Genomic DNA, 14822 nt, shown 5'->3' with positions numbered 1-14822 from the left:
GCGCTTTTTCTGTTGTAACCAGGTGGGAAAAATGGCGCTGTTGATCACGGCCAAATGCATTAACTGCGATATGTGCGAACCGGAATGCCCGAACCAGGCCATCTCGCTGGGTGATGCGATTTATGAAATTGACGTCAGCCGCTGCACCGAGTGCATCGGGCATTATGATGAGCCAACCTGTCAGCGGGTTTGCCCGATCGATAACACCATTATTACTGATCCACAGCACACCGAATCACGCGATGCGCTGTGGGATAAGTTTGTGGTGCTGCACGGTTAGCTTTCGATAATCACCGTGGCGCAGGCGTAATGACGTTCGTCAGCCAGCGTCACGTGAACGCTTTTCACGCCCAGTCGCTGTGCCAGTTCATCCGCATGCTGGAAAAAACGTAACCCCGGTTTTCCCAGCGCATCGTTATAAACCTCAAACTGATTAAAGGCCAGACCGCCACGAATGCCGGTGCCAAATGCCTTGGCCGCCGCCTCTTTGACAGCAAAACGCTTGGCGAGAAAGCGCACCGGCTGCTGGTGCGCCTGATATTGCTGCCATTCCGCTTCGCTCAATACCCGCCGCGCCAGTCGATCGCCGGAGCGCTCAATCACCCCGGCGATACGCTCGATTTCAACGATGTCGGTACCCAGCCCGAGAATTGCCATCAGCGACGCGCTTCACGCAGCAGCTGCTTCATCTCCCGGACTGCGTCAGGCAATCCGCTCATCACCGCACGGCCAATAATCGCATGACCGATGTTCAGCTCATGCATTTCCGGCAGCGCGGCAATCGGCAGCACGTTGTGATAGGTCAGACCGTGGCCGGCGTTGACCTTCAGACCAAGGCTGGCCGCGAAGGTAGCCGCCTGACGGATACGTGCCAGTTCTGCATCGCGTGCCAGGCCTTCCGGGGCTTCAGCGTAGGCACCGGTATGAATTTCGATATACGGCGCTCCGCTGGCCACCGCCGCTTCAATCTGGCGGTGATCGGCATCAATGAACAGTGAGACCAGAATTCCCGCTTCACTCAGCAGCTTGACCGCCGCATTCAGCTTGTCCTGCTGGCCCGCCACGTCCAGTCCGCCTTCGGTGGTCACTTCCTGACGCTTTTCCGGAACCAGACAGCAGAAATGCGGTTTGATATCGCAGGCGATGCCAATCATCTCATCGGTAACCGCCATCTCCAGATTCATCCGCGTCTGGATGGTGTCACGCAGAATACGCACATCACGATCGGTGATATGACGGCGATCCTCGCGCAGATGCACGGTAATGCCATCCGCGCCCGCCTGCTCAGCGATAAACGCCGCCTGCACCGGATCGGGATAGTTTGTCCCGCGCGCGTTACGTACCGTGGCAATGTGATCGATATTGACGCCTAACAGCAACTCAGACATGACCATCCTCACTTCTTGTTTGTCGTAATGTTGAGTGTACCGCGTTGCATCCGGCAAGCGGTACGACCAGCGCTATTCAGCGGCTTCGTCGGGTTTTTTCTTCGGGATAAACTGACGAAACAGTTCCTGACTCTTGAGCGGCTTACCGCCAAGGTAAGGTTTCAGGGCGATACGGGTGAACCGCTTGGCGGCTCGCAGGCTGTCGGCATCAGGGAACTCGCGCTCACACAGGGCGCGCAGCTGGCGACCGGTGAAGCTGCGTTGATTCAGCACCAGGCTGGCGATAAAGCCGCGCTCTTCGCGGTAGCTGTAGGTCATCTCGTCGCTGACCGGCTCGCCACTGCCGGCACAGTGCAGGAAATCGACGCCGTAGCCAAGATGGCCGAGCAGCGCCAGTTCAAAGCGGCGTAGGGCCGGTTCTGGCGAGCCCTGCGATGAGGCTAAGCTTTGCAGACAGTTAAGATAATCGAAGAACAGATCGGAGAACGGAAATTCCTGCTCCAGTACGCGGGATATCAGCTCGTTGACGTACAGGCCGCAGTAAAGCGTGATACCGCTGAGCGGTAACGCCAGCGATACCGCTTCGGCATTGCGCAGGGTTTTGACCTCGCCCCGCCCGCTCCAGCGAACCAGCAGTGGGGTAAAAGGCTGTAACGCCCCTTTCAGCTGGGAGCGCCGTGAACGCGCCCCTTTCGCCAGTACCCGCACCCGCCCTTCACTTTCGCTGAACAGGTCGAGCAGCAGACTGGTCTCACTGAAGGGACGACTATGCAGCACAAAGGCGCGTTGCCAGCCTTCCATCGAATCAGAGATCGTCTGTGTAACCCAGGCTGCGCAGCGCACGTTCGTCGTCCGCCCAGCCCGATTTCACTTTAACCCACAGTTCGAGATGCACTTTCGCTTCGAACATATCTTCCATGTCTTTACGCGCTTCAATGCCGATAGTTTTGATCTTGCTGCCTTTGTTACCAATCACCATCTTCTTCTGACCTTCACGCTCAACCAGAATCAGGCCATTGATGTCGTAGCCGCCGCGTTCGTTAGAGACGAAGCGTTCAATTTCTACCGTCACCGAGTAAGGCAGTTCAGCACCGAGGAAACGCATCAGCTTCTCACGGATAATCTCCGACGCCATAAAGCGCTGTGAACGGTCAGTGATGTAATCTTCCGGGAAGTGGTGATCGGCCTGGCGCAGATGTTTACGGGTAATCGCCGCAATGGTATCGACGTTCTTTCCGCTTTCCGCCGAGATCGGTACGATATCGAGGAAGTTCATCTGCTGGCTCAGGAACTGCAGGTGCGGCAGCAGAATACTCTTGTCCTGGATGTTATCGACTTTGTTGATCGCCAGCACCACCGGCACTTTACCGTCGCGCAGTTTGCCTAACACCATTTCATCATCCGGCGTCCAGCGGGTGCCTTCAACCACGAAGATCACCAGTTCCACGTCGCCAATTGAGCTGCTGGCGGCGCGGTTCATCAGACGGTTAATCGCGCGTTTCTCTTCCATGTGCAGGCCGGGCGTATCGACGTAGATCGCCTGATAGGCGCCTTCGGTATGGATGCCCATGATGCGGTGGCGCGTGGTTTGCGGCTTACGCGAGGTGATCGACACCTTCTGTCCCAGCAACTGGTTCAGTAAAGTGGATTTGCCGACGTTAGGTCGGCCGACAATCGCGACAAAGCCGCAATAAGTTACGTTTTCGCTCATTCGAGTCCTGAGTTATTCAGCGCCTGTTCAGGCGCCGGGATAGTGCATATTCGGGTCATGATTGATTCAGCGTCGGTTCAGACGCCAGGGCCAGCAGGCAGTCAGGTCATGATATATCGGGCACCGTTGCCGGTGCCCGGGTCAGGGGAATTATTCGAGACCCAGTTTAATCAGCGCCTGTTCGGCGGCTGCCTGTTCTGCTTTACGGCGGCTGGAGCCTACGCCCACCACCGGATCGGCCATGCCACTCACCTGACAGTGAATGGTGAATTCCTGATCGTGAGCTTCGCCACGCACCTGTACCACCAGATAGCTTGGCAGCGGCAGGTGACGCCCCTGCAGATACTCCTGCAGACGCGTTTTCGGATCTTTTTGTTTGTCGCCAGGACTGATTTCGTCGAGGCGGCTCTGATACCAGTCGAGGATCAGTTTTTCTACCGTCTGGATACTGCTATCGAGGAAGATACCGCCAATCAGCGCTTCCACCGTATCCGCCAGGATCGATTCGCGACGGAAACCGCCGCTTTTCAGCTCACCAGGCCCTAAACGCAGGCATTCGCCGAGATCAAATTCACGCGCCATTTCCGCCAGCGTATTACCGCGCACCAGCGTGGCGCGCATGCGGCTCATGTCACCTTCATCAACCCGCGGGAAGCGGTGATAAAGCGCGTTCGCAATCACATAGCTGAGAATGGAATCGCCGAGAAATTCAAGACGCTCGTTGTGCTTACTGCTGGCGCTGCGGTGAGTCAGGGCCTGCTGTAACAGTTCCGAATGAGTAAAAGTGTAGCCCAGTTTGCGCTGAAGCTTGTTAATCAGGATGGGGTTCATGCGATTCCAGTTCTTTGTTGCGTCTGTGACTCTGCATACCAAACAGGGCTGAGAATCCAACACATTCCGTTTGGTGTGCAGTGGCCTCCCGCAGGAGGCCACCCGATTTGCCTGTTAATCAGACAATACTTTTAGTGGATGCCGCCGATACGACTGAATCGCACGCCGGTAGGCCACTGTCCTTCTTGTTTCTCAAAGCTCATCCAGATAGCGACCGCTTTACCGACCAGATTACGCTCCGGGACAAAGCCCCAGTAGCGGCTGTCGGCGCTGTTATCACGGTTATCGCCCATCATGAAATATTGCCCTTTCGGCACTACCCAGCTCGCCTGTGGCTGACCCGGCTGCTGGTAATACATGCCCGCCTGACTCTGCGCTTCGTTCACCAGCAGGATATCATGGGTCACGTTGCCAATCGTCTCTTTACGGGTGCCGAGGCGTAAGCCACCGCGCATCGTATCGCCCTGTGGCACCTGATAAAAACCGTTGCCAGTTTCGTTGCCATCAAAGCCGCTAAAGGTCTGAATAAAGTTGCTCGGCTTAACGTCGGTATAAGTCACCGCTAACGCGGTGTCACAGGCTTTACCGTCGGTACAGGCTGGCTTGACCGTCAGGGTTTTGCTGTAAGGATCATAGATCACTTTATCGCCAGGTAAACCAATCACGCGTTTAATGTAGTCGAGGCTCGGATCTTTCGGGTATTTAAATACCGCGATGTCACCGCGCTTTGGCTGACCGGTCGGGATCAGCGTGGTCTGAGTGATTGGATCTTTAATTCCATAGGCAAACTTCTCCACCAGGATAAAATCGCCAATCAGCAGCGTCGGCATCATCGATCCCGAAGGGATCTGGAACGGTTCGTAAATAAACGAACGCACGATGAACACCACGGCCAGTACCGGGAACACCGAGGCGGTAGTTTCAACCCAGCCCGGCTGCGACGATACTTTCGCCAGCGTTTTGCTGTCGAGCGTATTACCGGTTTGCGCCTGAGCCGCCGCCTGTTTAGCCCGACGTTGCGGTGCCCATTTAAAACGATCAATAACCCAGACGATGCCAGTAATCAGCGTCGCTATCGCCAGTATCAGGGCGAACATATTAGCCATTGGAAATCCTTATTTGCTGTCCTTACCGACATGCAGAATCGCGAGGAAGGCTTCCTGCGGCAGCTCAACGTTACCGACCTGCTTCATTCGCTTCTTACCGTCTTTCTGCTTCTGCAACAGTTTCTTCTTACGGCTGACGTCGCCGCCATAACACTTGGCGAGTACGTTTTTACGCAGCTGTTTAACCGTTGAACGCGCGATAATGTGGTTGCCGATTGCCGCCTGAATCGCAATATCAAACTGCTGACGCGGGATGAGCTCTTTCATCTTCTCAACCAGATCGCGTCCACGATACGGTGCGTTTTCACGGTGGGTAATCAGCGCCAGCGCATCGACACGTTCGGAGTTAATCAGAACGTCGACGCGCACCATGTCAGAGGCCTGGAAACGTTTAAAGTTGTAATCCAGCGAAGCATAGCCGCGTGAGGTGGATTTCAGACGGTCGAAGAAGTCGAGCACCACTTCTGCCATCGGAATCTCGTAAGTCAGCGCGACCTGATTGCCGTGGTAAACCATATTGGTCTGAACGCCACGTTTCTCAATGCACAGTGTAATGACGTTGCCCAGATATTCCTGCGGCAGCAGCATATGACACTCGGCGATCGGTTCGCGCAGCTCTTCAATATTATTCAGCGCTGGCAACTTAGACGGGCTGTCTACGTAGACCACGTCGCCGCTGGTGGTAACCACTTCATACACCACGGTCGGTGCCGTGGTAATTAAATCGAGATCGTATTCACGCTCCAGACGCTCCTGGATGATCTCCATGTGCAGCAGACCGAGGAAGCCGCAGCGGAAACCAAAGCCCAGCGCCGTCGAGCTTTCTGGCTCATAGAACAGCGAGGCGTCATTCAGGCTCAGTTTGCCGAGCGCATCACGGAACGCTTCATAGTCGTCAGAGCTGATCGGGAACAGACCGGCATAAACCTGCGGCTTCACTTTTTTAAAGCCTGGCAGCGCTTTGTCTGCCGGGTTACGCGCGGTGGTCAGGGTGTCCCCTACCGGCGCGCCGAGGATGTCTTTAATCGCACAGACCAGCCAGCCAACTTCACCGCAGTTAAGCTCGGTACGGTCAACCTGCTTCGGGGTGAAGATGCCGAGACGGTCAGCGTTATACACCTGGCCAGTACTCAGAACCTTAATTTTATCGCCCTTGCGCATGGTGCCGTTTTTAACCCGCACCAGCGACACCACACCGAGGTAGTTATCGAACCAGGAGTCGATAATCAGCGCCTGCAGCGGTGCTTCCGGATCGCCTTCTGGCGGCGGGATGTCACGCACTAAACGTTCCAGCACTTCCGGTACGCCAACGCCGGTTTTTGCCGAGCAGCGCACCGCGTCAGTAGCATCAATGCCGACGATATCTTCAATTTCCTGCGCCGCACGATCGGGATCGGCCGCTGGCAGGTCAATTTTGTTCAGAACCGGCACTACTTCCAGATCCATCTCAATCGCGGTGTAGCAGTTCGCCAGGGTCTGCGCTTCTACGCCCTGCCCGGCATCCACCACCAGCAGTGCGCCTTCACAGGCCGCCAGTGAGCGGGAAACTTCATAGGAGAAGTCAACGTGACCCGGAGTGTCGATGAAATTGAGCTGGTAAGTTTCGCCGTCTTTCGCGTGGTAATCGAGCGTTACGCTCTGTGCTTTGATGGTAATACCGCGCTCGCGTTCCAGATCCATAGAGTCAAGAACCTGGGCAGCCATCTCACGGGCGGTGAGGCCACCACAAATCTGAATCAGGCGGTCAGAGAGCGTAGATTTACCATGGTCGATGTGGGCGATGATGGAGAAATTTCTTATGTGCTTCATTTATATGAATATCTTCGCATAGAGAATCAGTTGAAAACCTGAGCACAGACACATTCAGGAAGATCGCTCTTTACCCACAATCCTGTCAGCCTCATTAATGACGACGCATATTACACTGTTAACGCCGCGCATAAAAGAATGGAACGTTGTGGAAGCGAAACAGAGTTTTGCGTAAGGGAGAACAGACAAAGGCCGCGGAGTGCGCGGCCTGGAGATGCGTTACGCTTCGCTTTCAACGCGCAGCGCATCAGGAGGTAATGCGATGTTCAGGATCACCGGTTGAAAGGCTTCGCGATCGCCCAGTTTCATCGAGACGCCTTTGGCGATAATAAAGCCGCCAATCCCGCCCAGCAGCGCACCGCTGGCGGCCGCCAGATCGCTGCTGAACAGCGCCTGAAACAGCCCTGCCACCACAAACAAACCCAACAGCGGCGTCATATAGACCAGCAACGCCGAGCCCAGCAGGCTGCTCTCGCGGATACCCAGTTCGATACGCTGACCCGGCTGCAGCGGTTTGCTGCTGGCGATCTGCATTACGTGGGCATTTTTCGGGCCGAGTTTGTTCAGCATGTGGCTGCCGCAACCTTTACGCGCCTGGCAGCTGTTGCAGGAGGTTTTCGCTTCAGTATGCAGAGTGGCGATGCCATCCTGCCATGCCACCACGGTGGCCCATTCTCTCATCATTTTTGTGACCCCAGGTCGATGCTGTCCGCAATGCGTTTTGCTGTCGAAGGCGGTAATTCGCCGACCACCGCAATCTCGCTATTATTGCGCACAACCGTTTGTACCGTACGACGTCCAGTGCGCAATGTCTGGGTGGTACTACTTTTATCGGCCGGAGTGATATTAATGGCGAAGCTGAACAGGCCGTCGCTGTAGAGACGCGACTCCATGTTTTTGTTCAGCGCGGGCAACGTACGACGATTCTGAGAGACCAGGGTCATGCCGGCGGGTATCCAGCCTGGCTGCCAGTTGAGCGTCACCGCATCCCCTTTCGGGACGGAGAGCGATGGCGGCAGGTTGGCCTTCTCCAGCCCCTGCATCAGGTTACGCACCCCTTCATCCACCGCGAAGCTGATGACACGGAACTGCTCCAGCGTTTCACCGTCGCGGTCCAGCAGGTCAATCCGCAGAGGCAGCCTGGTATCCACATCCAGCCAGACGACATAGCTGTAGCGGGTGCCATCGCGTGACACGATGCGCAATACGTCGCACATCTGATCGGCAATACGCGAGCGGCCAACGGTAATGAAGTCGTACGCACTGCCCAGCTTGGTGAAGTCTGCAAAAATCACCGACGGCAGCGCATCGATAATGTGGTTACCGGGCAGCGAAAACGGCTCAAGGCCAGGTTCGAAGTAGCTGATATCGTTGCCACGCTGGATCACTTCACGTCGCGGGCCGTCCATCTGCAACAGCTGAGCAAAAATACGCTCATCAATCACAGCATGACGATAACGCAACGATTCAATGCCGAGGCGGGAGACGTTGATATAGGCGAATTCGTAGTTGAGGTTTTGACTTGCCTGCTCCATCTGCTGCAATAACGCCCCGGACGCAGAAGGTTGCGCCGGGGCGGCAGATGACCACAACAGGCTGCCTGTCAGCAGGCTAACAGCATACCAAAGCGGCTTCATTACTGCTGCTGGAGTCCTAAGGATTGGTTTCCGGGAACATCAGCCTGTGCTTGTTTCGGTGCATCGGTTTCAAACTGCAGCTGATCGGCATGTAAACGGCGTTGCAGTTCATAATCCTGCAGCATCGCATTGACGCGACGACGCTGATCCTGAACCTGCTGATTAGCGCTGTTGGTATCAAACGCATCAGAAGGCACGCCGAGGCTGACCGGTGAGGCTTTGCCCATCATCGGCAGCGTGTTAAACACCGGAGAATCGGACGATTCAGCCGTGCCGCCGTTTGGCTGGTTGTAGTGCTGGACGCCAACGATAACTGCCAGAGAAACACAGGCAGCCACGCCGACCTGGGTTAACTGTGCTGCCCATGGACGCACTTTCTGCCAGAACGGCATTTTTTCCCAGCGGGAAGGTTCTGGCTGCGCTTCAGGGATCAGCGGTGTAACAGTACGCAGCGGTTCTTTTTCGATGGCAGCGGCAACGCGCGCAGAGATATCGAAATGCAGGAACTCGCCAACATCGCCGCGCATGGTATCGCGAATCAGATGGTAGCTTTCCCAGCTTTTCTGTAGATCTGCATCCTTCGATAAGGCTGAGAACAGCTCGTTATCTAAGGTCTCACCATCCATTAAAGCGGAAAGTTTTTCTTTCTGCATGCCTATGTACCCTTCCAGTAGCCGTTATCACTGACGTTGGATAAGCGGTTGAACTTTATTATCAATGGCCTCTCGCGCACGGAAGATACGTGACCGAACAGTGCCTACCGGGCAATCCATAATGACGGCGATCTCTTCATAGCTCAGGCCGTCCAGTTCCCTGAGGGTGATTGCCATACGCAAGTCCTCGGGTAGCGCCTCGATGGTACGAAAGACAATTTGTTTCAATTCGTCAGACAACATTAAGTTCTCAGGGTTCGAAATTTCTTTTAATGCACCCGCACTTTCGAAATTTTCTGCGTCAATCGCATCCACATCGCTGGATGGCGGACGTCGCCCCTGAGCAACCAGGTAATTTTTCGCTGTATTAACCGCAATGCGGTACAGCCAGGTATAAAACGCGCTATCGCCCCGGAAAGAGTCCAGTGCGCGATACGCTTTAATAAACGATTCCTGTACTACATCAGGCACATCGCCCGACGGAACATAGCGTGAAACCAGGCTCGCCACTTTATGCTGGTAACGAATTACCAGTAAGTTGAAAGCTTTTTGATCTCCCTTCTGTACCCGTTCAACGAGGATCTGATCCGTTAACTGCTCGCTCATCCGAGGTAATGTCTCCCCAAATTTTTTATACGCGTAAAGTAACTGCCAGCACATCTCAATGGTTCTGAGCAAGCATGCGCTTAGAGTTGTGATGTGGTGCGAAGTTCACTTATCGCCCTAATATTTACCGCTCCGCTGGTGATTATCCGGCTTGTTCATTTTCGTTCAGTACAGGGAGCGTAAATCGCAGGCAGAGTAACCTATGACAACGGCTTTTTCATCTTTAAATCCCTGCGCTTAATTAAGTTTGGTATAAAAAACACTTTTTAAACCGTCCCGAATTTAACCTGCTGATTGTTAGCGACATTTAGCCTGACGCTGCCTGGCGCGTGGAAAATTTGTTCAAAATACTTCACAGCAACCGGCTTAACGCTTATGCTCAGGCCTATTCTTGTTTAGTAAATTAAACACCATGACAAATGCAAATCCGGATTATCAATGTGATGTATTGATTGTGGGCAGCGGTGCCGCCGGCCTGTCGCTGGCGTTACGGCTGGCCAGACATTATCAGGTGCTGGTGCTCAGCAAAGCGCAGGTCAATGAGGGCTCCACCCTGTATGCGCAGGGCGGTATCGCGGCGGTGTTCGATGAAACCGACAGCATTGAGTCGCACGTGGAGGATACGCTGATTGCCGGTGCCGGCCTATGCGATCGCGACGCCGTTTCGTTTATTGCCAGCAATGCCCGTCACTGCGTGCAGTGGCTGATTGATAACGGGGTCGCCTTTGATATCGATCCGCAGGCGGCAGGCGAGATGCGCTATCACCTGACCCGTGAAGGCGGCCACAGTCATCGCCGCATTCTGCACAGTGCCGATGCCACCGGCCGCGCGGTAGAAACCACGCTGGTCAGTCAGGCGCTGAGCCATCCCAACATCCGGATTCTGGAACGTACTAACGCGGTCGATCTCATTCTTTCAGACAAACTGGGCCTGCCCGGACCACGCCGTGCTGTGGGTGCGTGGATCTGGAACCGCAATCGCGAGCAGGTGGAAACCTGTAGCGCCCGCGCCGTCGTGGTCGCAACCGGCGGCGCAGCCAAAGTCTATCAATACACCACCAATCCCGATATTGCCTCTGGCGATGGAATTGCGATGGCGTGGCGTGCCGGCTGCCGGGTCGCCAATCTGGAGTTTAACCAGTTTCACCCGACCTGCCTGTTTCATCCGCAGGCGCAGAATTTCCTGCTAACCGAAGCATTACGTGGCGAAGGTGCCTGGCTGCTGCGTCCTGACGGCAGCCGTTTCATGCCCGATTTTGATCAACGGGCTGAACTGGCGCCGCGTGACATCGTCGCCCGGGCGATAGACCACGAAATGAAACGGCTGGGCGTGGACTGCATGTATCTCGATATCAGTCATCAGCCGGAAGCATTTGTCCGCGCTCACTTCCCGATGATTTACGACAAGCTGCTGACCTTTGGCTTTGATCTGACCAAACAGCCGATTCCGATTGTGCCTGCCGCGCACTATACCTGCGGCGGCGTGATGGTCGATCAGCAGGGGCGTACCGATCTCAATGGCCTGTATGCGATTGGTGAAGTGAGTTATACCGGCCTGCACGGCGCCAACCGGATGGCGTCCAACTCACTGCTGGAGTGTCTGGTTTATGGCTGGTCAGCCGCAGAGGATTTGATTCGCACCCTGCCCGACGTCGAAGCGGTGACTACCCTGCCCGGCTGGGATGAAAGCCAGGTCGATGATGCGGATGAGCGGGTGATCATCCAGCATAACTGGCACGAGCTGCGGCTGTTTATGTGGGATTACGTTGGCATTGTGCGAACCACCAAGCGCCTCGAGCGGGCGTTGCGCCGCATCACGCTGCTGCAGCAGGAAATTGATGAGTATTACCATCACTTCCGCCTCTCCAACAACCTGCTGGAGCTGAGGAATCTGGTGCAGGTCGCCGATCTCATGGTGCGCTGCGCGCTGGAGCGAAAAGAGAGCCGCGGACTGCACTACATCCGCGACTATCCCGACCTGTTACCTGAAGCGCTGCCGACCATCCTGACGCCGCCCGGTTACAGGAACAGGTAGAATGCCCGCGTCAGGCAACACCAGTCTTCGGAATAGTGGGTGTCGGGCGCGCGAATGGCAAGACGCTCCAGCAGCGTTTCGCCGGCCTGCGGAGAGAAAGCCAGCAGCACGCGATGCGGCGGGCGATGAGCATATTCCGCCACGTCCAGCCGAAAACGTAAATGCCAGCCATCGGCCAGCGCCTGGCTGATAAACGTTTCGCCGGTCGCGGTGGGCAGTACCACGCAGAACATCCCCTCTTCTTCAATCAGCAACGCTGCGCTGCGTAACAGGGTCTGATGATCGAGGGTGCGGGTCGCACGGGCGCTATCCCGCGCCGCAGTGGAACAGGCTACGCCAGGCGCAAAGTACGGAGGATTGCTGACAATCAGCGAATAACGCTGCTCGCAGTCTTCGGCCCAGCGGGCGATATCCTGCTGATGGATGTGAATACGCTGCGGCCACGGCGACTGCTGTACATTCTCGCGTGCCTGCTGCGCCGCCTCACCGTCTAACTCGACCGCATCAATCTCAACCGGCGACGACGTGCGCTGCGCCAGCATCAGCGCGATCAGTCCGCTGCCGCTGCCAATGTCCAGAATCCGTCTGACGCCAGCCACCGGTGCCCAGGCACCGAGCAGAATGGCATCGGTACCGACTTTCATCGCACAGCGATCGTGCGCGACAAAAAATTGTTTAAAGGTAAATCCGTTCTTGTTTAACTGGGGCCGCTCACGCGGCTTATCGTGCATCATGGGTCGCTACCATTCACTTTTTTTCTGCCGTGCGGCAGCGCATAAGTGTAACGTGACAGGTAAGGGAATTCACGCAGCAGACCATACCTGGCGGATTAACAGATGAAGATTATGTCTGATCTGTCTATAATCAGCGCCCCAAACTGAGGTAGACCATGACAGTAACCACATTTTCCGAACTCGAACTCGACGAAAGCCTGCTGCAAGCGCTGCAGGAAAAAGGCTTTACGCGCCCAACAGTGATTCAGGCTGCTGCAATTCCGCCCGCGCTTGAGGGCCGCGACGTTCTGGGTTCGGCACCTACCGGGACCGGGAAAACTGCCGCCTATCTGCTACCGGCGCTGCAGCACCTGCTTGATTTCCCCCGTAAGAAATCTGGCCCGCCCCGCATTCTGATCGTCACACCAACCCGCGAACTGGCGATGCAGGTCGCCGACCAGGCGCGTGAACTGGCGAAACATACCCATCTGGATATCGCTACCATCACCGGCGGCGTGGCCTATATGAACCACGCTGAAGTGTTCAGCGAAAACCAGGACATTGTGGTGGCGACCACCGGTCGTCTGCTGCAATACATCAAAGAAGAGAACTTTGACTGCCGCGCAGTTGAAACGCTGGTGCTCGATGAAGCGGACCGCATGCTGGACATGGGTTTCGCACAGGATATCGAAACCATCGCGGCAGAAACCCGCTGGCGCAAGCAAACGCTGCTGTTTTCCGCCACGCTGGAAGGCGAAAACATCAAAGACTTCGCCGAGCGTCTGCTGAACGATCCGGTTGAACTGGAAGCCGATCCCAGCCGCCGTGAACGTAAAAAGATCCAGCAGTGGTACTATCGCGCTGACGATCTGGAGCATAAAACCAAATTACTGGTTCATTTGCTGAAACAGCCGGAAGTGACGCGCTGCATCGTGTTTGTGCGTAAACGTGAGCGTCTGCATGAGCTGGTCAGCTGGCTGCACGAAGCGGGGATTCGTAGCAGCTATCTGGAAGGCGAGATGGTGCAGGCCAAGCGTAACGAAGCGATTAAACGTCTGAGTGAAGGCCGGGTCAACGTGCTGGTCGCCACCGACATCGCGGCGCGTGGTATTGATGTTGAGGAAGTCAGTCACGTCTTTAACTTCGATATGCCGCGCACCGCTGATACCTATCTGCACCGTATTGGCCGTACCGGCCGTGCCGGCCGCAAAGGAATCGCGATCTCGCTGGTCGAAGCGCATGACTACGTACTGCTGGGTAAAATCAGCCGCTACGTCAATGAGCCGCTGAAAGCCCGCGTGGTGGATGAATTGCGTCCTGAGACGCGGGCGCCGCACGCCAAAACCACCGGGAAACCGTCGAAAAAGGCGCTGGCTAAGCGAGCTGAGAAGAAATCCAGCGAAGCTGAAAAACCGCGGGTGAAAAAACGTCACCGCGATGCCAAAAATATCGGTAAACGCCGCAAGCCGAGCGGCAGCGCGCCGGCTAATGAGTAATGCGGAATAAATCATCGCAGCCATAAAAAAATCGCCTCATCAGAGGCGATTTTTTTGATTTAATCATCAGTAACAGGCAGTTGGTGCCATTTTCAGTGTCTGATGGCGATCCGGCGATAACTGCCACCACACCGCCAGCCGATCTGGCTGCTATCTTATTAATATTCTGATAAAAATTGCTGTGTGCGCTTTGCGTTATTTTTCAGCGCCGGTTAACTGATGTCACTCAGAGACTTTCGGTGAAAGTACGGGCAATCACGTCGCGTTGCTGTTCTGGCGTCAGTGAGTTAAAACGCACCGCATAACCGGAAACGCGAATGGTCAGCTGCGGATAATTTTCAGGATGCTTAACGGCATCTTCCAGTGTTTCACGACGCAGAACGTTGACGTTCAGATGCTGACCGCCTTCTACCCGCACCTGCGGTTTAATTTCTACCGGCACTTCACGGTAGGTGAATTCACCCAGTTCGCTAAGCGCAACCACCTGATCTTCTTCATAGTCGCCTTTGGCACACAGGCAGCGAGCCTGAGCTTTCTCTTCGTCTAACAGCCAGAAAGAATTAAGGAGTTGGGGTTTATTAGTTTGAGTGATCTGGATACCAGTAATCATGTCAGCGCCTCCAGGGCAATGCGTGAATGAATCAAATTTGAGGCTCCGGTATAGCACTCTCCCACGCCGTCAGCCTTGACCTGGGTCAATTTTAACCGGTCATAAAGTGTCCTTTTTCGCTAACTGACTGATCTCAAACCGCTGCTGATATTAACTTTTTTTTGCATTATTAAAAATATTTTTGCCCTTCAGCTCAGGGGCAGGAACGGCTAAGCTTACGGCACAAA

General features: G+C 55.2%; 16 protein-coding genes. 3 read left to right on the top strand and 13 right to left on the bottom strand.

The window, feature by feature from the left end; genetic code table 11:
- Nucleotides 1-31: 31 nt before the first annotated feature.
- On the top strand, nucleotides 32-280 hold the full coding sequence (locus tag ACLIBF_RS05685) for a YfhL family 4Fe-4S dicluster ferredoxin (protein ID WP_031376274.1): 249 nt from the start codon (nucleotides 32-34) through the stop codon (nucleotides 278-280).
- On the opposite strand, the gene acpS is transcribed toward ACLIBF_RS05685, so the two are convergent.
- The 11 genes from acpS to rpoE all read right to left on the bottom strand — a co-directional run bounded on the left by acpS (nucleotide 277) and on the right by rpoE (nucleotide 9741).
- Nucleotides 277-657 carry a holo-ACP synthase gene (gene acpS / locus ACLIBF_RS05680; protein ID WP_031376275.1) on the bottom strand — a complete coding sequence of 127 codons (381 nt, stop codon included), beginning with the start codon at nucleotides 655-657 and terminating at the stop codon, nucleotides 277-279. The two genes, ACLIBF_RS05685 and acpS, sit on opposite strands and share 4 nt — an antisense overlap.
- Nucleotides 657-1388 carry a pyridoxine 5'-phosphate synthase gene (gene pdxJ, locus ACLIBF_RS05675; RefSeq protein WP_279809785.1) on the bottom strand — a complete coding sequence of 244 codons (732 nt, stop codon included), beginning with the start codon at nucleotides 1386-1388 and terminating at the stop codon, nucleotides 657-659. The genes acpS and pdxJ overlap by 1 nt, the downstream gene beginning before the upstream one ends.
- A 72-nt stretch (nucleotides 1389-1460) precedes the next feature.
- A complete protein-coding gene (recO, locus tag ACLIBF_RS05670; RefSeq protein ID WP_279809786.1) occupies nucleotides 1461-2189 on the bottom strand; it encodes a DNA repair protein RecO in 729 nt (242 codons plus the stop codon).
- Between the two features lie 4 nt (nucleotides 2190-2193).
- Nucleotides 2194-3099, bottom strand: coding sequence for a GTPase Era (era, locus tag ACLIBF_RS05665; RefSeq protein WP_031376278.1), 906 nt, complete (start codon nucleotides 3097-3099; stop codon nucleotides 2194-2196).
- Between the two features lie 150 nt (nucleotides 3100-3249).
- Nucleotides 3250-3930, bottom strand: a complete 681-nt coding sequence (gene rnc, locus ACLIBF_RS05660) for a ribonuclease III (protein ID WP_031376279.1) — start codon at nucleotides 3928-3930, stop codon at nucleotides 3250-3252.
- A gap of 131 nt (nucleotides 3931-4061) precedes the next feature.
- Nucleotides 4062-5036: a signal peptidase I gene (lepB, locus tag ACLIBF_RS05655; RefSeq protein WP_069728694.1), complete on the bottom strand. Its 975-nt coding sequence runs from the start codon at nucleotides 5034-5036 to the stop codon at nucleotides 4062-4064.
- A gap of 9 nt (nucleotides 5037-5045) precedes the next feature.
- Nucleotides 5046-6845 carry a translation elongation factor 4 gene (lepA, locus tag ACLIBF_RS05650; RefSeq protein WP_031376281.1) on the bottom strand — a complete coding sequence of 600 codons (1800 nt, stop codon included), beginning with the start codon at nucleotides 6843-6845 and terminating at the stop codon, nucleotides 5046-5048.
- 219 nt (nucleotides 6846-7064) lie between these two features.
- Nucleotides 7065-7529 carry a SoxR-reducing system protein RseC gene (rseC, locus tag ACLIBF_RS05645; RefSeq protein WP_279809787.1) on the bottom strand — a complete coding sequence of 155 codons (465 nt, stop codon included), beginning with the start codon at nucleotides 7527-7529 and terminating at the stop codon, nucleotides 7065-7067.
- A complete protein-coding gene (gene rseB / locus ACLIBF_RS05640) occupies nucleotides 7526-8482 on the bottom strand; it encodes a sigma-E factor regulatory protein RseB (protein ID WP_031376283.1) in 957 nt (318 codons plus the stop codon). Before rseB ends, rseC begins: the two co-directional genes overlap by 4 nt.
- Nucleotides 8482-9135 (bottom strand): anti-sigma-E factor RseA, encoded by a 654-nt coding sequence (gene rseA / locus ACLIBF_RS05635; protein ID WP_031376284.1) that lies wholly within the window; start codon nucleotides 9133-9135, stop codon nucleotides 8482-8484. Before rseA ends, rseB begins: the two co-directional genes overlap by 1 nt.
- Nucleotides 9136-9162: 27 nt before the next feature.
- Complete coding sequence (rpoE, locus tag ACLIBF_RS05630) at nucleotides 9163-9741, bottom strand: RNA polymerase sigma factor RpoE (RefSeq protein WP_031376285.1); 579 nt, start codon at nucleotides 9739-9741, stop codon at nucleotides 9163-9165.
- Nucleotides 9742-10153: 412 nt separating this feature from the next.
- On the opposite strand from rpoE, the gene nadB reads away from it, so the two are divergent.
- Nucleotides 10154-11776, top strand: coding sequence for an L-aspartate oxidase (nadB, locus tag ACLIBF_RS05625; protein ID WP_069728760.1), 1623 nt, complete (start codon nucleotides 10154-10156; stop codon nucleotides 11774-11776).
- On the opposite strand, the gene trmN is transcribed toward nadB, so the two are convergent.
- A complete protein-coding gene (trmN, locus tag ACLIBF_RS05620) occupies nucleotides 11761-12510 on the bottom strand; it encodes a tRNA(1)(Val) (adenine(37)-N(6))-methyltransferase TrmN (protein WP_031376287.1) in 750 nt (249 codons plus the stop codon). The genes nadB and trmN overlap by 16 nt on opposite strands.
- 155 nt (nucleotides 12511-12665) lie before the next feature.
- Here trmN and srmB point away from each other — a divergent pair, with 155 nt between their 5' ends.
- Nucleotides 12666-13985: an ATP-dependent RNA helicase SrmB gene (gene srmB, locus ACLIBF_RS05615; RefSeq protein WP_031376288.1), complete on the top strand. Its 1320-nt coding sequence runs from the start codon at nucleotides 12666-12668 to the stop codon at nucleotides 13983-13985.
- A 226-nt stretch (nucleotides 13986-14211) separates the two neighbouring features.
- On the opposite strand, the gene grcA is transcribed toward srmB, so the two are convergent.
- Nucleotides 14212-14595, bottom strand: coding sequence for an autonomous glycyl radical cofactor GrcA (grcA, locus tag ACLIBF_RS05610; RefSeq protein ID WP_031376289.1), 384 nt, complete (start codon nucleotides 14593-14595; stop codon nucleotides 14212-14214).
- Nucleotides 14596-14822: the final 227 nt, after the last annotated feature.

The organism is Pantoea sp. PGP6 (assembly GCF_053474785.1).
Note: the sequence above shows the minus strand (reverse complement) of the source record. Positions and strands in the feature narration are given on the sequence as shown.